General features: G+C 47.7%; 20 protein-coding genes and 2 pseudogenes. 12 read left to right on the top strand and 10 right to left on the bottom strand.

The genetic code is table 11. The annotated features are described in order from the left end of the window. Nucleotide 1 precedes the first annotated feature (1 nt). Entirely contained in the window at nt 2-382 is a 381-nt protein-coding gene (locus VJ249_08970) for a Mov34/MPN/PAD-1 family protein (protein ID HKZ94692.1), read from the bottom strand. A 117-nt stretch (nt 383-499) separates the two neighbouring features. Between VJ249_08970 and VJ249_08965 the strand changes: the two genes are divergently transcribed. Together VJ249_08965 and VJ249_08960 are read left to right on the top strand one after the other, a co-directional pair. Further along, on the top strand, nt 500-1,084 hold the full coding sequence (locus tag VJ249_08965) for a flavin reductase family protein (protein ID HKZ94691.1): 585 nt from the start codon (nt 500-502) through the stop codon (nt 1,082-1,084). Further along, nucleotides 1,081-1,866, top strand: a complete 786-nt coding sequence (locus VJ249_08960) for a biotin/lipoate A/B protein ligase family protein (GenBank protein HKZ94690.1) — start codon at nt 1,081-1,083, stop codon at nt 1,864-1,866. Before VJ249_08965 ends, VJ249_08960 begins: the two co-directional genes overlap by 4 nt. A gap of 30 nt (nt 1,867-1,896) precedes the next feature. Here the strand turns inward: VJ249_08960 and VJ249_08955 are convergent, their stop codons facing one another. Beyond that, nucleotides 1,897-3,219 carry a tRNA (N(6)-L-threonylcarbamoyladenosine(37)-C(2))-methylthiotransferase gene (locus VJ249_08955; GenBank protein HKZ94689.1) on the bottom strand — a complete coding sequence of 441 codons (1,323 nt, stop codon included), beginning with the start codon at nt 3,217-3,219 and terminating at the stop codon, nt 1,897-1,899. A 256-nt stretch (nt 3,220-3,475) separates the two neighbouring features. Between VJ249_08955 and VJ249_08950 the strand changes: the two genes are divergently transcribed. Next, entirely contained in the window at nt 3,476-3,634 is a 159-nt protein-coding gene (locus tag VJ249_08950; GenBank protein HKZ94688.1) for a ribbon-helix-helix domain-containing protein, read from the top strand. Continuing rightward, the gene (locus VJ249_08945; GenBank protein ID HKZ94687.1) at nt 3,627-4,754 is read left to right on the top strand and encodes a cell division protein FtsZ; all 1,128 of its coding nucleotides are present in this window, start codon (nt 3,627-3,629) and stop codon (nt 4,752-4,754) included. The genes VJ249_08950 and VJ249_08945 overlap by 8 nt, the downstream gene beginning before the upstream one ends. Here the strand turns inward: VJ249_08945 and VJ249_08940 are convergent. The 5 genes from VJ249_08940 to VJ249_08920 all read right to left on the bottom strand — a co-directional run bounded on the left by VJ249_08940 (nt 4,751) and on the right by VJ249_08920 (nt 10,304). Continuing rightward, nucleotides 4,751-5,410 (bottom strand): CehA/McbA family metallohydrolase, encoded by a 660-nt coding sequence (locus tag VJ249_08940; GenBank protein HKZ94686.1) that lies wholly within the window; start codon nt 5,408-5,410, stop codon nt 4,751-4,753. The genes VJ249_08945 and VJ249_08940 overlap by 4 nt on opposite strands. A gap of 8 nt (nt 5,411-5,418) precedes the next feature. Further along, nucleotides 5,419-5,754 (bottom strand): methionine--tRNA ligase subunit beta, encoded by a 336-nt coding sequence (metG, locus tag VJ249_08935; protein HKZ94685.1) that lies wholly within the window; start codon nt 5,752-5,754, stop codon nt 5,419-5,421. A 64-nt stretch (nt 5,755-5,818) separates the two neighbouring features. Next, nucleotides 5,819-7,474 (bottom strand): methionine--tRNA ligase, encoded by a 1,656-nt coding sequence (gene metG, locus VJ249_08930; GenBank protein ID HKZ94684.1) that lies wholly within the window; start codon nt 7,472-7,474, stop codon nt 5,819-5,821. A 701-nt stretch (nt 7,475-8,175) separates the two neighbouring features. Further along, complete coding sequence (locus VJ249_08925; protein HKZ94683.1) at nt 8,176-8,937, bottom strand: GNAT family N-acetyltransferase; 762 nt, start codon at nt 8,935-8,937, stop codon at nt 8,176-8,178. 83 nt (nt 8,938-9,020) lie between these two features. After that, complete coding sequence (locus VJ249_08920) at nt 9,021-10,304, bottom strand: MFS transporter (protein HKZ94682.1); 1,284 nt, start codon at nt 10,302-10,304, stop codon at nt 9,021-9,023. A 150-nt stretch (nt 10,305-10,454) separates the two neighbouring features. On the opposite strand from VJ249_08920, the gene VJ249_08915 reads away from it, so the two are divergent. From VJ249_08915 to VJ249_08900, 4 genes and pseudogenes are all read left to right on the top strand, one after another. Beyond that, nucleotides 10,455-11,222 (top strand): hypothetical protein, encoded by a 768-nt coding sequence (locus VJ249_08915; protein HKZ94681.1) that lies wholly within the window; start codon nt 10,455-10,457, stop codon nt 11,220-11,222. A 29-nt stretch (nt 11,223-11,251) separates the two neighbouring features. Then, nucleotides 11,252-12,018, top strand: a pseudogene (locus tag VJ249_08910) (M55 family metallopeptidase). Between the two features lie 48 nt (nt 12,019-12,066). Beyond that, the gene (locus tag VJ249_08905) at nt 12,067-12,504 is read left to right on the top strand and encodes a 30S ribosomal protein S12 (GenBank protein HKZ94680.1); all 438 of its coding nucleotides are present in this window, start codon (nt 12,067-12,069) and stop codon (nt 12,502-12,504) included. Nucleotides 12,505-12,520: 16 nt separating this feature from the next. Then, a complete protein-coding gene (locus VJ249_08900) occupies nt 12,521-13,102 on the top strand; it encodes a 30S ribosomal protein S7 (GenBank protein ID HKZ94679.1) in 582 nt (193 codons plus the stop codon). Between the two features lie 13 nt (nt 13,103-13,115). On the opposite strand, the gene VJ249_08895 is transcribed toward VJ249_08900, so the two are convergent. From VJ249_08895 to radA, 3 genes are all read right to left on the bottom strand, one after another. Beyond that, nucleotides 13,116-14,291 (bottom strand): GTPase, encoded by a 1,176-nt coding sequence (locus VJ249_08895; GenBank protein HKZ94678.1) that lies wholly within the window; start codon nt 14,289-14,291, stop codon nt 13,116-13,118. A 256-nt stretch (nt 14,292-14,547) separates the two neighbouring features. Beyond that, complete coding sequence (locus VJ249_08890) at nt 14,548-15,084, bottom strand: hypothetical protein (GenBank protein ID HKZ94677.1); 537 nt, start codon at nt 15,082-15,084, stop codon at nt 14,548-14,550. Then, nucleotides 15,085-16,095, bottom strand: coding sequence for a DNA repair and recombination protein RadA (radA, locus tag VJ249_08885; GenBank protein ID HKZ94676.1), 1,011 nt, complete (start codon nt 16,093-16,095; stop codon nt 15,085-15,087). 147 nt (nt 16,096-16,242) lie between these two features. Between radA and VJ249_08880 the strand changes: the two are divergent. The 4 genes and pseudogenes from VJ249_08880 to VJ249_08865 all read left to right on the top strand — a co-directional run bounded on the left by VJ249_08880 (nt 16,243) and on the right by VJ249_08865 (nt 18,456). Further along, nucleotides 16,243-16,590 (top strand): annotated as a pseudogene (locus VJ249_08880) (restriction endonuclease). An 18-nt stretch (nt 16,591-16,608) separates the two neighbouring features. Further along, complete coding sequence (locus VJ249_08875; GenBank protein HKZ94675.1) at nt 16,609-16,851, top strand: DNA-directed RNA polymerase subunit H; 243 nt, start codon at nt 16,609-16,611, stop codon at nt 16,849-16,851. Nucleotides 16,852-16,866: 15 nt separating this feature from the next. Then, the gene (locus VJ249_08870) at nt 16,867-17,136 is read left to right on the top strand and encodes an Lrp/AsnC ligand binding domain-containing protein (GenBank protein ID HKZ94674.1); all 270 of its coding nucleotides are present in this window, start codon (nt 16,867-16,869) and stop codon (nt 17,134-17,136) included. Nucleotides 17,137-17,286: 150 nt separating this feature from the next. Beyond that, nucleotides 17,287-18,456: a PQQ-dependent sugar dehydrogenase gene (locus VJ249_08865; GenBank protein HKZ94673.1), complete on the top strand. Its 1,170-nt coding sequence runs from the start codon at nt 17,287-17,289 to the stop codon at nt 18,454-18,456. The last annotated feature ends 28 nt before the right edge of the window (nt 18,457-18,484 follow it).

Genomic DNA, 18,484 nt, shown 5'->3' with positions numbered 1-18,484 from the left:
TTCAAGTGACCTCTAACTTCAGCTTCTCACCGTTTCTGTTGTGGACCGCAACGTTCTCCATCCCATTGTATGGGAAACCAACAATCAGCATTACTCTGCCCATAGATAGATTCTGGTCTTCAACTGACGGCTTCAGGCTTCCGCTTGGATGAGAGTGAGCAACTCCAACGATTGAAAAGTCCATGGGTAACATATGTAAAGCAAAGCTTGAGAAGTCCTCTCCATGCGTTGCTAGAGGCGGAATCACCACCTCAGAAATGCTTATCACATTCTTGTTTGCCCTGCCCCTCAAGAGGATAAGAGTCTCTCTCGGATGAAGGCGCCTAGCACCTTCGAAAATCATGTCAAGCACTCCTCTAAGAATCACAACTCTAACGTTCACGCGATGCCTCCTTGCTGATTATGTCAATGCACGTTTTGACTACCTAACGCGCGCATCGAAAAAAGGATTTAGCTATAACTGTTAACACTTCTTAAGGGTAAATGGTGGCAGTTACGCATGGCAGAAAAAGTGTGTTTAGGTGTTGACAAGGCGAAGTGGCACACATCTCCGTTACCCAGACACATTGCACTAGTGAGCACCATTAACAGAAGAAAGGCTCCAAACGTGGCGCCGAAAAGCTGGATATCCATGGTGGCGGTGAAGCCAGCAATAATTGGCTTCGGCTGCAACCTTCAACATCAGACGGCGCGAAACATACTCGAAACAAAGGAGTTTGTGATAAACATTCCAGGCGAGGATCTAGCTGAAAGCGTTTGGAGGACCGGCGAATCGGCGCATGGTGACGCTTCTAGAATAAAGAAACTGGGTTTCACTCTCGGGCCTTCTATAACTGTTGCTGTGCCTCGAATTGAGGAATGCAAGGGACATCTGGAATGCGTTTATGAGTCAGATAGGCGGTATGGGGATGAAATCTGGTTTTTTGGAGAAATAGTGTTTGCCTGTATCGATGAGAAGGCATTGAAAGGCTCAAGCCGTGAACGTTACACATATCTTAATCCGATATTCTATCTAGAAGAGAAAACCTACGGCACACTTGACCGTGTACAAGAAATCCAAGCCAAACCAGTGAGCACAAATTGAAAATCTGGAGACTCCTCAAACTCGACGTATATGATGCTTCTAAAAACATGGCCATAGACGAAGCCATAACCTCGGCAAGAATTGAAGACGCCGTTCCAAATACGTTGCGTCTCTATCGCTGGAAACCTTCCGCGGTTTCAATCGGGCGGTTTCAGGATGTATCCCACGAGGTTCAGGTTGAAAACTGCCGAGAACACGGCGTTGACATAGTGAGAAGGATTAGCGGCGGAGGAACAGTCTATCACGACAGTATGGACGAGATCACCTACAGTATTGTTGTGAAAGAGAAAGATTTCGGCAGCACAGACGTAGTCGCCGCTTACAATAAGATCTGTGACGGATTAATTGAGGCAGCAAAGATTCTGGGCGTCAAAGCCAACTTCAGTCCAGGCGACCCACGAAACTGCCCAAACATAGCGGTAAATGGCCGGAAAATCTCAGGCAGCGCCCAATACCATAAAGGCGGCGTTCTTCTACAACATGGCACATTTCTCATGCACGTTGATCTAGAAAGAATGTTCACTTTCCTGCGAGTTCCTTGGGCCAAAGCTGTTGACGACGTTGTTTGCGTAGCTAAAGACAAACTTACTTCAATTGGACAGGAACTCAAGCGCGGTGTAAATGTTGAAAGGGCTTCGGAAGCACTGATTCAAGGGTTTCAGAAAGCCTTGGAAGCCGAACTCATGAACGGAGACCTGACGAAACAAGAGCAGCAACTTGTCTCAAAACTGCGAAAGGAAAAATACACTAATGAAGACTGGAATCTCAAGGGCAAAGTCTGATTGAGAAGATGCTTGAACTCTCCTGCTGTGCTAATCAACAATCTCGGCTGCCAAATAGGTTTGAAAAGCGGCAGTCACCTTGACATCGACAAAAGTTCCGAGCAAAGATGGACTGTGATTTCTAATGACTATTGGTTTGTAGGCAAAGTTTCTCCCAATGAGTGTGTTAGCACGCTTTCCTCGTTCGTCGACAAGAATGCGTCCTTTCCAATGCAGCCACTTCCTGTTTTTTTCGAAAGAGATTTTTCTGACTAAGCTGGTAGCCCTCTTGCTTCTTTCACTGACTTCCTCTAGCGAGACCTTGGGCTTCATTTTTTCAGCTGCGGTTCCCGGTCTTGGAAAGAACTTGGATATGTTCACAACATCCGGTTTGATCTCTTTAATCAAGCCTAAAGTTCGATCAAAAGCCCCTGAGCTTTCGCCTGGGAACCCGCAGATTATGTCTGTTGCCACAGTGATGTTCTGAATGGTGTTTCTGAAGGTTTCGACAATCTGCATGAAATCTTCAATTGAGTACTCGCGATTCATGAGTTCTAACACGCGGTTATCGCCGCTCTGAACAGGCAAGTGCACGAACTTGAACACATGTTCATTTCGAAAGGCTTCAACCAGATCGGGAAGGATCTCTAAAGCTAGGTTAGGCGTCATCATTCCGACTCTTACCATGTAGTTTCCTTCCAATGCGCATCCTTTTCCCAAAAGCTCCGCAAGATTGACGCCAATGTCTTTTCCATAAGAGCCCATATCTTGTCCTGTTAACCAAACCTCTCGGGCGCCACAAAGCAAATCTGACTTGATTCGTTTGACAACATCGTCAATGCTGAAGCTGTGGAGGTGACCACGTGCAAAAACAACACAACAGTATGAGCAAGAACCTAAGCAACCTTGCGCCACAGGGACGATGCTGATCACCGGGTTAACGGCATGTCTGGGGAAGCACAGACTTGGCTTTGCGTTTTGACTCGGCTTCTTCGGTGAAACAGGTTTGTTATCGATGATTTTCTGCAGTGTCTCAACCACACCTGAACCGCAACTTGGTCCCAAAACTGCATCAAAGTTGACTTCGTCCTTCAAGCGCTTGAAATTGATCAGTGGCAAACAACCAGTGACTAGGAGCTTTTTCTTGTGCGTTTTCAGGGTCGGAGCTTTTTTCAAGAGCTCTATGGCACGGTTTTCCGTGGGCGTCTTCACAGCGCACGTATTATAAATCAGAACGTCAGCCTCTTCCGCTGAGTTCACAAGGTCAAAACCCGCTTCAAGCAAGCATCCGGACATGAATTCGCCGTCAGCAACGTTAGACGAACACCCGAAACTCTCCAAGAAAACTCGGCATTGCCTCCGCCTACTGCTCATAGATCCAATCCGCCGAGACATCGTAAACAGTTTTCAACCGCAACCTAGACGTTTAATCACGCAGCGAAAACATAAAGGTTCTCGAAAGCAGCAAATATACACAAAAACAAAATGCGGATTTTCCAGAGGGATGGAAAGACTGAGCAGGCGTGTTTGTATCATATTTGAGACATATTTGTAACATAACATAAGTCTATATATGGGCTATCCCGCGCTCTGTTGCTTTTGCCTTGTGGAGAGTTGTGGAGGTGTTTGAGTGAAGCTGATTACGCTGTACCTTCCTGAACCTTACTTGAAAGCTTTGCAGGGTTTGGTGGACGATCGTTACTATCCGAACCGAGCTGAAGCGATTCGCGTGGCAATAAGGGACTTGTTGAACGCTGAGGCTTGGAGGGGGAAAAACGCCAGTGGCTAAGCAGCGCAAGCGAACGGCAGCATCTAAGCCTGCCGCTCGGCGCAAGAAGATTCAGGTTCAAAGTGATCTAGGCAAGCCTAGATGTCGTGTTGCGGTTCTGGGAGTCGGGGGTGCTGGGAATAGAATAGCCAGTCTACTTACAGATGATGGCCTAACAGGCGCTGAGTGCATTGCAGTCAATACAGATCTGAAAGACCTTAATCTTGTGGGCTCTGCCAGAAAAGTGTTGATTGGGGAAACGGTGACACGCGGCTTAAGTGCAGGCGGTAATCCCGAGACTGGAAGGGCAGCCGCAAAAGAATCAACAGCGCTTATAGAAAGCTTGGTTGAAAACATCGACGTAGTATTTGTGGTTGTTGGCTTGGGCGGTGGCACTGGCACGGGTGCGGCTCCAGTTGTGGCTGAGACTGCTCGGCGAAAAGGTGCTGTCGTTGTCGGTGTCGTCGCTACGCCATTCAGGATGAGTGAATATCGCCGTGGTTTTGTGACTGATGCTGTAAGCGAGATGCGAGTGGCTTGCGATACAGCGGTACTGGTCGACAGCGATAAGATCGTGAAGGCTGCTCGAGGGCTTCCATTTAGCGAGGCTTGCAGAGCAGCAGATCACGTTTTAGCTGACATGATCAAAGGGATAGTTGAAACTCTTTCAGAGCCCAGTATGATTAACTTGGACATAAGTGATTTCAAAACCATCGTGAAAGAAGGCGGAATGGCAACTGTTGGAATAGGGGAATCTGATGCTCCCAACCGAGTTGAAGAAGCTGTTCAAAGTGCCTTGGACACTTTACTTCTAAGTGCTGACCATGCTAGTGCTACAGGAGCTTTAATACAGGTTTCAGGCGATGTCAACATGACTTTTCAAGAGGTTGACAGAGTCAAGGAGCTTGTGGCAGACAGGATGGGTCACAGCGCGAGGGTAGTGTGGGGGGCTAGGATGTGCCCGGATAGCGAAGGTCTTCAAGTCACTCTTGTCATGACCGGTGTGAACTCACCTTACAGTCGCTATGGTTTGAGGAACATGATACCAGAGCTTTACGATATAGAGTCATCGTATTTTGAGTCCGAAAAATCTCTGACTGTGGATTTGGGCATAGATCAGATCGAGGGCTTTGAGGATTAAAGTCTTCTCAGCCTTTCCTGTATGCCTTCTGATCCTCTCGCTACTCTTTTCATCCAAGATATCGGTTTCCCAACAGGTATGGTTTTTCCGTTTCTTAAAGCCTCCATTATATCGTCTTGATTCGAGTCCGCATCAACGAATGTGTATGCGCTGCCGATTTCTTCTGGGAAGTGTGAATCACTGCCAGCAGTCTGAGGAAGCGCTAGACGACGAGCAAGTCGACGTCCTAGATATGTTGAGAGAAAAAACGGAAAAGCGGACGCGTTTATAACCTCAACTGCATCAATGCTTGAGGCCGAGGTTATTCGGCTGCCAAGTCCACTCTTGATAGCTACCGCGGGATGAGCTATTACAGCAATTCCGCCTAACTGCCTGATTTTTTCCACGGTTTCTGTGATACTTTTTTTGGGTTGCACTGGTTCAGTTATGTTCAGGCCTAAGATGTGTCCGTGCAGGCTGCTGACTTCCATGCCTGGGATAATTAACAGGTCTTTTTGCTGTGCCAATCTGCGTGCCCCTTGCACAGTATCATGGTCTGTTACAGCAACTCCGTCGAGTCCTCGCTTCTTGGCATAATGAATAACTTCACCAAGCGTGGTCTTACTGTCTCGTGAATAATGAGTGTGTAAATGTAAATCGATTTTCAACAGAGGCACGTAGTTTTTCACTTTATTCTGCTGCCAGTTGTGACTGGTCGGTCTGGCATGAGCATGGAAACAGTGTTCTCGTCTTCTGCTGCAAGAATCATTACGTTGGATTCGATTCCGAACATTTTCTTGGGCTGTAAGTTTGCTATGACGGCGACGTGTTTTCCCTCAAGTTCCTTAGCGTTATAGTATTGGGCCAGCCCAGCAACTGCTTGTCGAATATCGTCGTTGCCCACGTCTATGAGCATTTTGATGAGGTTGCGTGAACCCGCAACTGGCTCAGCTTTAGTTATCTTGCCTATGCGCAGGTCCATTTTTGTGAACTCTTCAAATGAGACGATTTTTTCTAGCATGCTAAGTAGCTTCCTATGCGGTTTACTTGTGCAAGAAGAAGCGTTGGCTTATTTGTCTTATGATTCATTTAGCTGTGGCTGTTGCTCTGCCGAGTTTCTGTCTCTCTTGTTCAATTTGCTTGTCAAGGATCTTTTCTAAGAGAACGCTGGGCTGGTTGATTTGGTGTCCGCCTTCGATTTCGAGTCGCGATGCGGAATCCCAGTTTTGCTTGTGAACTGACCCGTTGAGATTTAGCTGCTGCCAAAGTCTGTCAGCTGAGAAGGGCGTGTAAGGCTCTAGCAGTATGGCCAGTGTGCGCACTGCGTTGACGCAAACGTACAAGGTTGTCTCTGCTTTTTCTTTGTCTGCCCAAGGTTGCTTCTTCTGGAAGTATCGGTTGCAGAGGGCTGAGAATTCCACGATTTTTCGCAGCCCTTTCGTTAGTTCGTTGTCTTCGAATTCCCTGCTTACGTCTTCGGCTACCTGTTTGATTCTTTCTATTAATTCATTGTCTGCTTCGTCGTATGCTTTGGGTTGGGGTACTTTTCCTTTATATTTGGACCATGTGAAGGTCAGAGTTCGATGGATGAAGTTGCCTATGTTGGCGATTAACTCGTTGTTTATCCTTTTTTGGAAGTCTGCCCAGTCGAAGTTGACATCGGCTTGAGTGTACGCCGTGATTGAGGCAAGATAATAGCGCAGGTAATCTGCTGGAAACTTGTTCAGTAGGTCTCTGAGGCTGATGTACCATCCTCGGCTCTTGGAAAACTTCTGTTGCTCCAGAAGCAAGTGTCCTCTGGTTGGAATGTAGTCTGGAAGCTTGTATTCTCCGTTGCCTATTCGCATGGCTGGCAGGAACAAGTAGTGATGATAGACTATGTCTTTTCCGATATAGTGGTAAATTTTCGATGTGTTCCAGGCTTTTTTGCCGTCGATTCCTTTTGCCTCGAAGTATTTCTGCGCGGTGGCTATGTACCCTAAATGGTTGTCGAACCAGCCGTAGAGCACTTGACCCTTGGCTTCGTTAAGTGGTATGGGCACGCCCCATTGTATGTCGCGGGTTATGTCCCAGTCAAGTAAGCCTTCTTTGATCCAGTTGAGCACGTAGTTCTTGACCTCGTGTTGGAGATTCTGGTTGTCTTCAAGCCATTTTTTGAGGGCGTCTGAGAATTGTGAGAGCTTGAAGAAGTAGTGTTGGCTTTCTCGGTTGACTGGCGTGGTGCCGCATAAGGAGCAGTGAGGGGCTTGGATTTCGCTTGGCTGGAAGGTTCTGCCGCATTTCTCACAGCTGTCTGAGTACTGTTCGGTAGCGCCGCAGAATGGGCATGTGCCTTTGACGTAGCGGTCGGGTAGGAATTTTTTGTCTTTTGGGCAGTAGGGTTGCAGTATGGTTCGTTTGAAGATGTATCCTTTATCGTATAACGTTTTGAAAAAGTGTTGAGTCAGCTCAGTGTTTTCTTTTGAACTGGTTTTGTGGAAGATATCAAAGGATATTCCGAGGTCGCTGAAGTCTTTTTGGTCAGTTTTGTTCCAGTGTTCCACGAACTCTTCTGGGCTTTTTCCCGCTTTCTCAGCTTCGATGAGGATTGGTGTTCCGTAATCGTCGGTTGCGCCAACGTGTATGGCGTCGTAGCCTTTGAGTCGGCAGTATCTTACAAATATGTCGGCTGGAAGATATGTGGAGGTAACGTGTCCTAAGTGGATTTCACCGTTTGCGTAGATAAGCGCAGTTGTAACGATGATTCGGTTGAGTGCAGTGCACCTCCAATTCGCTTTTTAACATGTTGCTGCGCTTGTACTTAAGCGCAACGGAGTCTCGATTTGTAACGACTATATGCTGGCTTGGGTTATCTGAACTGTGACTGGCAGGTGCTCAGGTTCCTCAGCGCTTGGGAGGCGCACTTCAGGAGAAGAAGGCGACTGACCATTAAGGTCTTTTTCTCCAGTGGTTGCGACTGTGTGCGTGATGAAGTTGACTTGCGCTATTGTTTCATCATCACGTGTGGGTGTGGCTGAAGCTGTGTGGACATCGTCATACGACTGTTCCCGGCGACATCAACGCTCAGACGCTGTGGTTGAGGGCAGTGGTTTGGACAGTTGTAGTTGAACATGCAAGCGCAGACTGTGTGGCGTTGAGTGATCAAGCGTTTTGAAGTTGTTGTTGACGTTGAAGGGTTTGCCACAACAACTTCTTGGATGTTGAAGGTGATGTTGTGAGGGTGGTTTCTGTTTCAGATGTTATTAACTTTCGCTTAGAAATGGTAATAATACCAAGGTGCTTCAGGTTTAGAAGTAGTAGTCTGTGCCGCGTGTACGTTGACTACTACTTCTATGTTCGCCGTGTAGTTCTCTCATGTGCTCTCTAAGCTTGTAGAACAAGCTGTCCGAAGAGCTTTAACTGGGACATTGACGCGGTCTGCATTGTTCACATGATCTGGCTTTTATTGTGGTGGTGTTGATGTTCGGAGCCTTTCTGTCAAGTCTTTTTTGGCTAGTGAATGATAGGTCAGGAGTTTTCTATTGTACACGATTTGGAAGACGCCGTATGGAGACGGTGATATTTTTCTGACGTCTTCAGAATTCTTTAGCTCTATGGTTTGTGTTTTGATTCCAAGTTCTTTTGCTGCTTCGAGTGCTGCATTCACTGCGGCGTCTATGTAGGGGCATTGATCTGAACGGATAATTGTGAGACCGCTTCCACAGTTTTTCAGCTTTTGTTCAAAATCACCCGTGAATGATGGTGGCGGTGCCTCAGTAAATTTCTTTACCATTAGTTCAAAAGGAGGGTACTGAGCAACGGACTCGAAACCGTGTTTCATGAGAAACTTTTTTTCAACAAGCCAGTTTTTCTCGCTTGTAATCATTGCCACTCCTTTCATGCCTGATTTTCTCGCGTCTTTTATGCATTCGTTGAGGAAAAGAGAGCCGTATCCTTTGCCTCTGGATTTTCCAGCAATCCAAATGCAGTGGATAAACATGTATCCTTTGGCGCTTACAGCTCTCCAAGCGAATCCCCCTGGTATGTACTCGACGAATCCTCTGCCGCCCTGTGCGAGGTCAAGCATTTTAATTTGCATGCCCTCGTCGAATCTTTCTTTGAGCCATCTCAGTTTTCTTTGATATCCGGGAGTCTTCTTCTTGCTCATATAACAGAAGAATCCTTTTTCAGACACGTTTTCCTCGTTGACTGTGACTATATTCATGCGACCACGCCTTACCTTTCGGCAGCTAATTTGAGCTATCCCGTGCCTATAAAGCACAGCGCGCTAAAAGGTTTGTTCGGTCATTATGTTTGTCTTCTTACTTTGACGAAAAACACGAATGTTCCTGCCAATACGAGAAGGGAGGAGGCGAGGAAAGCGTTGACGTAAGCTGCATGCACTGGGACATTGAGGATTCCCGTCTGAATGTCGGCTAGCGGTCCACCTATGAGCAAGCCTGCTGGTCCCCAGCTCAGCGCCATGACTGTGTTATACCTGCTAAGTAGTCTGCCTCGTCTATGCTCTGGGATTATATCTCCCGCTAAGGCGAAGCCTGCTGTCTGCAATGTCATAAAAGCTATGCCATTAATTCCATAGACAATTCCTATTACGACCACATTTGGCACCAGCCCATAAAACAGCGGAGTTGCGGCAGCGATCAGCAAACCGGTCAATATTACAGATGTTCTTCCCGTCACATCTGCCATTCTGCCTGCGATGATGCTAGCAAGCATTCCGCCAAGAGTCCATGCTGAGAGAATGAAGCTTACTTCTAGGTCTGTTGCGTGCAATCCTTGGTTGAGTTTGAGGAATAAAGGGAAAACTTGACCTGTGGATGCTACTCCAAGAACCACAATGGTAAGTGCAACTAGGAACCAGCGGAAAGCCTTTTCGTTTTGGGGCTTGTTTCTGGATCGGGCATCTTTGGCTGAGTCGCTCTCCTGTGTAGAGTCTGTTGAACGAGTTTCAGGTGCTGGTTTGATGTTTTTTGCCACTAGCCACATTATGAAGGCGCCTATGAACAGCATGACGCTTACGATGTAGAAGATAGTGCCTTGTCTGAAGCCTAGTCCATCTGCGTAGAGGGAGCCTGCCAGTATTATGCCCGTCATTCGTCCAATGGACATTATGAAGTTTATTCCTCCGACGAAGCTGCCTCGTGTCGCTGGAGTTGTGATGTCGGTAACCAGCGAGGCCCAACCTACGTCTGACATTGACCAGAAGAATTCGAGGATGGCTAAGCCGATGACAAGTGAAAATCCTGCTGCGAGGTCTAATCGCGCGTCTATGTAGTATTTGTGGAGGAAGAAGACTGCAATGTAAGTCAGTCCGGCTGTTGCTTCCCCTATAACTACAAGTTGGGCTCTCATTCTTTGACGGTCGGAGATTCTGCCCCATAGTGCGTTTTGACCTATGGCAGACATTAGCATTGTTAAGGTGCCTAAAGCAGCTGTGCTTGTTACGTTTCCGAGGAGTGAGAATAGGTAGATGTACATGAAGGAGTAGAAGACTCCTCGACGCATCATGGTTAAGAACTGGAACGACCACATGCCGAGAAGTGTCTGCCTTGCCACGCCCGGGGTTTTCATGTTTCTGTCCTTTCTTGACTACACAGAAGTGAAGCGCCAAATCAAAAACGTTGTCCTTGCATTCTTGAGCGTGAGAAACACCTACTTGGTTCAGGCTGAAGACAAGGATTAAAAGTTGTTACGGCGTGATGTAGGTGTGAGGTTGGCTATATGCAGGTGAAAGAAGTCACAGCTGAGGATTTGGCATCAACCTATTGTTGCATGAGCGAGACACCGCCAGGCGTTTCATGGACTGATTTCGTGCCTGATTCAAGACGGTGGTTTAAGGCCAATCTGGGCAAGACGGTGGAGGGCTACCATCTTCTCGACGGAGACAAGGTCGTCGGACACATCTATTATGGAGTCTCGGAGAACGCTCTGATTCCATACGAGATCGAGTCGAAAGTGGCGTGTATTTACTGCACAGAAATGCTACGCAGCCACGCACACAAGGGTTTCGGCAAGATGATGTTTGACTACATGAAAAACGACCTCAAGAAAAAAGGATTCAGAGGCATCTTGGTGGACGCGACTGATATCAAGGAATTCATGCATTATGAGTTGTTCCTTAAGCAGGGATTCAAAATTGTCAAAGAACACGCGCCTTTCAAACTCATGTATTTTCCGCTTACCAAAGAAGCCGTCGAATTCAAACTAATCGAACTCAACTACAAACCATCAACCGAAAAAGTTGAGGTCACACTATCCAACAGTTTCTTCTGCCCCGTCGGAGTTCACATGTACCATCGAATCAAGAAAGTGGCAGAATCCTTCGGAAGTAAGGTGAAAATAATTGAGATTGATACAACGCCCGAGACAGTACGGAAATATGGAACCGCGGAGCCCCTGATAAACGGGAAGATCAGACTGTTCGGTCCCGCCTCCGAGGACGACGTCAAAAAAGCAATACAGGAAGAGATCGATCATTTCAAACGTTAAGCTTACTACCTCAGAACAATGGTGACGACATGAAAGCTTTCATTTCAGTTGATTTGGAAGGCATGCCTTACCTCGTGATTCCTGGGCAGTTGGCTTTGCAGGGAGCGCTGCATGATGAGGCTAGGAAGATTGCTACAAAGGTTACGTTGACTGTGGCGGATGAACTGAAGAAGAATGGTTTTGACAGAGTCTGATCGCTGACAGCCATGGAACCATGGTCAACTTACTCATAGATGATTTGCCAGAGTATGCTGAGATTGTGAGAGGTTTTCCGCGACCTTTGAGTATGGTTGCGGACGTTGAAGGTTGTGACGCGGCCGTTTTCTTGGAGTATCATGCCAAGTTTGGCACTGCTAAGTCGACTTTTGATCATACCTACAGTGGTGCGACTATCAATAAGGTGGAGATAAACGGGGTTACGGCAAGCGAGCCCTTGTTGAACGCTTACGTGGCCGGAGAGATGGGCGTGCCCGTCATAATGGCTGCAGGTGAAGCTCAACTCATAAAGGACGATGTCAAGCGCCAAGCACCATGGACTGAAGCAGTCGCTTTGAAACAGTCTCTGAGTAGGCTTTCGGCTGGAAGCCCTAGTATGATAACAGTTGAGAAAAATCTGAGCGAAGCTGTTAGGAACGCGGTTGCTAAACACAGAGGCGGCAAGACTCGAACACTTGTGGCAAAACCTCCAGTGGAAACAAGGATAACTTTCATGACGAGTCTCTATGCTGATGCTGCAGAGTTGTTGCCGACTGCAAAGACAATCAGTGTTGGCTCCAGACAATCGGTTATCGCTTAAATACTGGTTGTTGTGTTTTATGGATAGACACGAGGTTGAAACAACAGCATGGGTTCTAAGACGGCTGGCGAGTTCGCGGCGCGGAAACTGATTGAGCGTAGGAAGCAGTTTCGCTGGAGCGACATGTACTATAAGCGCCGCATGATGAGACTTGACATCAAAGCTGACCCTTTAGCTGGCTCGCCAATGGGTCGAGGCATAGTTTTGGAGAAAGTAGGTGTAGAGAGCAAGCAACCCAACAGCGCCATCCGAAAGTGTGTGCGCACTCAACTGATCAAGAACGGCAGAGTTATCACAGCTTTTCTGCCTGGAGACGGCGCCCTAAACGTGGTCGATGAGCATGATGAGGTGATTGTTGAAGGAATAGGTGGCTCACGTGGAGGAGCTATGGGCGACATTCCAGGCGTACGATGGAAAGTTGTAACCGTAAACGGTGTTTCACTCAAGCAGTTGGTGTTGGGCAAGAAAGAGAAACCCATGCGTTAAAGCGAGGACAGCATGTATGAGCAAACAAGTTGTGGAAGAAATCAAGCTCTTCGGAAAATGGTCTTTCAGCGGTATTGAAGTTCACGACTTGGGCTTAAAACGTTACATTTCATTGCGACCCATATTTTCGCCTCACAGCATGGGCAGACACGAGCACGGCAAGTTCCGCAAGGCAGAGGTCAACATTGTTGAACGCTTGGTCAACAACCTCATGCGTCCTGGAAGAGCAGCGGGGAAGAAGGAAAGGGCTGTAAACGTCGTGAGAAACGCATTTGAAATAATCAATCTGCGTGCCGGACAAAGCCCAATTGAAGTGCTGACTAAAGCAGTAGAAAACAGCGCACCTTGCGAAGACACAACGCGTCTGAGTTATGGCGGCATCGTCTATCACATGGCTGTGGATGTGGCGCCTCAACGTCGTGTGGACTTGGCATTGCGTTTGCTCACGGAAGGCGCAAGAAAGGCATCGTTGAATAATCCGCGAACGTTGGAAGAATGCGTATCTGAAGAGCTAATCTTAGCCGCTAACAAAGACGTCAAAAGCTACGCTGTCTCGAAACGCAACGAAATCGAAAGAATTGCGCGTTCGTCACGTTAGCTAACGGCATCTTCTATCTTGTGCGTAGCTCCACGCTGTCTTTGTCTTTCAGTGGGAACGATGGGCCAACCTTCTGCGGACTGAATGTGAGCCTTTTTGCCCAAACTCGAGCGTACGCGAATCTCTCGATAAAGTCGCTGTGAATCTGCCTGGCTAAACTAGCTACAGTTGAGCCACTCTTCAAAATGAACGGGTTACTCGAAGGTTCACGATCGTTTGGCTCTTTAGTATAAACTCTGATTATGTCCAGTGCCTTGAAGACTTCTGCTCCTAGTTTTTCCAATCCCGTTCCTGTGCGACATGAAACCGGCACTATCGGCAACGTATTGCCCACGAACTGCTTCAACTGCTGCAACGCGCCTTCTGCCTCGGGCAAGTCCGCTTTATTGGCAACCACGATTGCAGGTCTGTAAATGGTGCTCTCGAAAATGGCATCTTCAACATCATCAAGTGTTGCTTTGCCATAAATCTTGACGGTCGCGTCAACGATTCGATACCCTTTGAGCAGGTTTTCAACATCGCGGAGGTTGCAGTCTAGCAACTTTCCGAACATGATGATGCGTAGTCCGGCACCGACGTGTTTTCGCTCAATCTCGACCCTAGCACGTGGTTTCTGAGTCAAAATGCGAGCTTTCTCGAGTTCTTCCAGAATTGTCGTCAACTGTTGGGTCGTGTCTTCAGACAAGTCGACCATAAGTATGATTCCATCGGCGTTTCTGGCCAGCCCAAGTGTTTGAAGTCCGCCTGAGCTGCTGCCTGCTGCACCTTTAATCAGCGCTGGAGCTTCCACCAGCTGAAACTGGAGGTCTTCAAATTGCAGCATGCCTGGCACAGGTTCACGAGTGGTGAAGGGGTAGTCAGATACATCGGTCTTGGCGTTAGTCACAGAAGTTAGTAGACTGCTTCGGCCTACCTTGGTAGGGCCTAGAATAATGATCTGTGCTGCGCCTTCTTTTTCAAAGAAAAATCGCGGCCCACCTCGCCCAGCTCTTCGACGTCTTTTTTCCTCAAGTTCTTTGTGCAAAGTTGAAATCTGGCGCTTCACTTGTGCTCGAAGCTTCTCTGTTCCCTTGTGCTTTGGAATTAGGCTGAGAAACTCCTCTAGCTTCTCCACTTTTTCCTGTGGCGTTCTGGCTAGTGAAGCCTCATTCCATTTCTTCTTAGCAACAACAGGCAGATTGGTGGGCATCGGTTGACTCTCTAGAAATTGAACAGAAGGATTCCACTAATATGCTTTGATGCTTCTATGAAAAGCCTTCCAGCAGGGCCTTCACGTTCGTGCCCAACAGAGAATGATTATGCCCTCCTTCACTAGTTCAAAACGCCCCTGCTAACTCTTCACGTTTACTCTCAACTCTGCCTAGGATCGATGCTGGGTCAGAGGAGTAAATCGCACTGTAGCGCCTATGATGGACAGCTTTCAACGTTTAACGCGCGTTAAGGACTTACGTTTGTTTTGCATAGTCTACAATTAGACTTTGGCGATGCTCTACAGTTTCTGCCTCGTTCTTATCCTCAGCAGGCTCTGTTTTGCTTTTCGCCTCAACTTTTTCCTGAGTCACGAGCACTTCTGGTTTTTCTTCCTGAATCCTTTCTTCTTCAGCTACTTTCTGGGTGTTTTTGTTGCTGACTGGTGGAACCTCGATTTTTGGCAGTATTCGCATGTAGTCTGCCCAAGCTTCGAAATATCCGCGGTCGTAGTCATCGTGGAGACGACTTTCCATGTGGCTCAGAAACTCTTTTCGGCAGTTCTTCAGTTGCTTTTTGTCGGTTAGGTCTGCGGTGGATAGAAACGCGTATCGGTCGCTGTTCTTCATTGTTAGGAGCATGCCGTACAATGCTTGGAAATAGCCTCGGTTGCGGTCGCTCACATGCATTTTTTGTTTGACGCGTTCGAGAATGCGTTCAGCTTCGGCAAATTGCCGAGATGTCACCAGTTGGAAGAATCTTGTAGCATAGACTTTTGGAACAGGCTTGGTCAATTATCGTCTTCCCTGCTGATCCTCTTCAGATGTGTCTTCTACACCATTCTCAGTTATCTTGAAAACTCTTTCGCCCTCGGGGAGGTAGGGACTCGATACGAGCCGAGCGATGCGGAGTGGCCCGCGAGATGATTTGCGCAGGTACACGCGTGTGTGACTAGTGTGGGCTACGATATGTCCGCCTACTGGGTGAACTGCGTCGCCGAAGAAGACATCGGGTTTAGCCATGACTTGGTTGGTCACGGCGGCGACTGCGTTGAAGGCTCGGGCTAGGCGGATTAGTCTATGCATGTGTTTGTTGAGTTTCTGCTGCCTCTCAGCTAACATTTCTCTACCTAGGTACTCGCTGCGGAAGTGGGCAGTTAAGGAGTCGATGACTATGAGGCGGATGTTGTTTTCTTTGACGATTTTGTCAGCGTTTTCCAAAAGAAACATTTGATGATCTGAGGTGTAGGCCTCTGCGAATATGATTCGTTTGATCACGTCTTCTGGGTTTAATCCCATATGTTGTGCCATTTGGATAATGCGTTCGGTTCGGAACGTATTTTCGGTGTCGATGTATAATGCGCCTCCGTTCAGTCCGCCGCGTTCGTTGGGCAGCTGGACGTTGACGCACATTTGGTGGCAGAGTTGGCTTTTGCCGGTTCCGTATTCGCCGTAAAATTCGGTTATGGTTTGTGTTTCTAAGCCGCCTGCTATTATCTCGTCTATTGCTTTGCTGCCTGTGGTGAGGCGCATGACGCTTTGGCGTATTTTCATCAGTTCATCGGCACGCATAAAAGTGAGCGCTAAAGTTGACCTAGCGGCGCGTATGATGTCTAGGGCTTTTTTTTCGCTTATGCCTGCAGGTTCGAGTTCTTTGATGGCTGCGGTTGCCATGGATTCAACGGTGTTGAAGCCGAGTTCGCGCAGTTTTTGGGCTGTAGCTGGTCCAACACCTGGTAGGTCTTCCAGTCGTTCGTATTTTTCCTCTGCAGGTTTCTCCTCTTCGTGTTGTTCTTCAACAACCATGGCTTTTGCCTCTAGGCTGTCGCTGGTTCATTGCAGATAGAGACATTAGCGCGTATTTAAGTTACGCGAAGGGCGGGATAATGGTTTCATGGAGTGCTAGCTGAAAATATTGTGTGGGCTGTGTGAAGCGTAAAGTTTAAGGGTTGTTTGAGCGCTGTTGACTACAACGCTTTCAGATATTGTTGGGGTTGTTGTTTGAGCGCTGGAGAAACCATTGAAGAACGTAAAGCGCAGATTCTGATAGAGTTGCGCGGCTACAAGCAGATCAGCAAGAAAAAGCACAAGGAGGGCACAAGTTTCCTTGTGAAAACGGGTGAGGGCAAGAAAATGCTAATCTACTGCTGGTCTTCGCAGGGCACTGTTGGCGTCCAAGCTATGGGTCAGGTCAGAAAAGTCATGATTGAGCAGGGAGTGGACAAAGGCGTTCTTGTCACAGGTGGACGCTTGACTCAGGCAGCAAAGCAGCAAGCTAAAGGAAGTTCCAAGAGGGCGCCAGTGGAGCTTATTCCAAGGATTTTCCCATCGTTCAACATCTTTAGCCATGTACTTGTGCCTAAGCATGAGATTGTTGCGGCTGAGGATCGTGAGAAACTGTTGAATGAGTATCGTGTTCAACCGTATCAGTTGCCAAGGCTTAAGGCTTCGGATCCTGGTGCGAAGGCAATTGGAGCTAAGCCGGGTGATGTTGTGCGCATTATTCGGGACAGCCCCACAGCTGGGAAGTACACTAGTTACAGGTATGTGGTCGAGGGTTGAAGGGGGGAGACATGAATGATCTACGCGTATATCTTAGGAAAAGTTCAAGCAGGAACGGAACAAGAGATTCTAAGTCTGATGAAGAACGTTAAGCATCTGAAGAAAGCAAGTCTTACTTATGGAGTTTACGACGTGTGCATTGAAGTCGAGGCCAAGACTATGGAGGAACTGGACGATTTCATACTAAATGTGGTTCGGAAGATTCCTGGCATAAAAGAGACTGTCACGTTGATTGCTTCAAAGACTGTTTTCGCGCATCCTGAACAGGCTTTATCTTTCGGCTAGATGTTGCCCCATATTCTTTTTTTGTGTTACCTTTGCGTGTTTCATGGATGGTAGTGTTTCAAGTGGCTTTAGAAACACTAACAACTAGTATGAAATGCGTGCTTGCACATTGATGGCGGTGTGAGGGAAATTCGGTATAGATGGTTGATTTTGGCCGCTGTCCTTGTTGTGGTCATAGCCAGCAGTATGCTTGCGGTTGCGTGGTTGGCAAATCAGCCCGCCCCGTCGCAAAATGAAACTAGGTATGAAGTCGATGTTGCTTTTTCGAATCTTGTTTTTGACCGCCCAGTCGGTTTGTATATCTCGGGTGATGGCACAGATCGGCTTTTCGTTGTAGAAAAGAGCGGCGTGATCTACATATTCCAGAACCAGCTGGATACGACGGCTGCGAATGTTTTCTTGGACATTCGTGATCGAGTCAACTCTGCTGGATTTGAAGAAGGTTTGCTCGGGCTGGCCTTTCACGGTGACTTTTCAGATAATGGTTTTTTCTATGTGGATTACACAGCGGGCAATCCGAGGCGAACTGTTATTGCGCGATATTCGGTTGTTTCTGGCGATCCGAATCGTGGTGATGAAGCGAGTGAGGATGTTCTCTTAGAGGTTTTGCAGCCGTATAGTAATCATAATGGTGGGCAGTTGGCGTTTGGACCGGATGGTTACTTGTACATTGCGATGGGCGATGGCGGCTCAGCGGGAGACCCACATGGCAATGGGCAAAGTCGCGCGTCTTTGTTGGGTAAGATTCTTCGAATTGATGTTGACAGAGCGTTCCCGAGTCTCAATTATGGGATTCCAAGTGACAATCCTTTTGTGGGGAACACGTTGGGTTTTCGTGAAGAGATCTACGCTTATGGGTTTCGCAATCCATGGCGGTTTAGCTTTGATTCCGTTACAGGGCGGCTTTGGGCAGCAGATGCCGGGCAAAACAGGGTTGAGGAGATTGACATTGTTGATAAAGGCAAGAACTATGGTTGGGACATCATGGAGGGTAACCTCTGTTTCGAGCCAAGCCTAAACTGCGATCAAACGGGACTGACGCTGCCTGTCTGGATCTATGACAACAGCCTAGGGAATGCTGTAATCGGGGGCTTTGTGTACCGCGGCTCGGAGCATCCTGAGCTGGTTGGCTCTTATATATATGGGGACTTTGGGTCTGGGCGGATTTGGGCGCTTCGTTATGACGGCGTGAATTCGGCAGTTAACACAGAGCTGTTGGACTCAAGTCTGAGTATCACGTCTTTCGGCGTTGATGAACAGAACGAATTGTACATCTGCGACTATAATGGTAGAATTTTCAAGCTGGCGAAGGTTCGATAATGGAAAAAAAACGGGGGAAATCTGGAGA

The sequence above is a fragment of the Candidatus Bathyarchaeia archaeon genome, assembly GCA_035283685.1.
GTDB lineage: Archaea > Thermoproteota > Bathyarchaeia > Bathyarchaeales > Bathyarchaeaceae > DATETJ01.
Note: the sequence above shows the minus strand (reverse complement) of the source record. Positions and strands in the feature narration are given on the sequence as shown.

Bases quoted from the DNA above. Each gene is read 5' to 3' on its own strand.
- radA (HKZ94676.1), bottom strand. From the start codon at position 16,095: ATGGTTGTTGAAGAACAACACGAAGAGGAGAAACCTGCAGAGGAAAAA.
- VJ249_08905 (HKZ94680.1), top strand. From the start codon at position 12,067: ATGGGTTCTAAGACGGCTGGCGAGTTCGCGGCGCGGAAACTGATTGAG.
- VJ249_08925 (HKZ94683.1), bottom strand. From the start codon at position 8,937: ATGAATATAGTCACAGTCAACGAGGAAAACGTGTCTGAAAAAGGATTC.
- VJ249_08900 (HKZ94679.1), top strand. From the start codon at position 12,521: ATGAGCAAACAAGTTGTGGAAGAAATCAAGCTCTTCGGAAAATGGTCT.
- VJ249_08870 (HKZ94674.1), top strand. From the start codon at position 16,867: ATGATCTACGCGTATATCTTAGGAAAAGTTCAAGCAGGAACGGAACAA.
- VJ249_08955 (HKZ94689.1), bottom strand. From the start codon at position 3,219: ATGAGCAGTAGGCGGAGGCAATGCCGAGTTTTCTTGGAGAGTTTCGGG.
- metG (HKZ94685.1), bottom strand. From the start codon at position 5,754: ATGCTAGAAAAAATCGTCTCATTTGAAGAGTTCACAAAAATGGACCTG.
- VJ249_08895 (HKZ94678.1), bottom strand. From the start codon at position 14,291: ATGCCCACCAATCTGCCTGTTGTTGCTAAGAAGAAATGGAATGAGGCT.
- VJ249_08915 (HKZ94681.1), top strand. From the start codon at position 10,455: ATGCAGGTGAAAGAAGTCACAGCTGAGGATTTGGCATCAACCTATTGT.
- VJ249_08965 (HKZ94691.1), top strand. From the start codon at position 500: ATGGCAGAAAAAGTGTGTTTAGGTGTTGACAAGGCGAAGTGGCACACA.
- VJ249_08920 (HKZ94682.1), bottom strand. From the start codon at position 10,304: ATGAAAACCCCGGGCGTGGCAAGGCAGACACTTCTCGGCATGTGGTCG.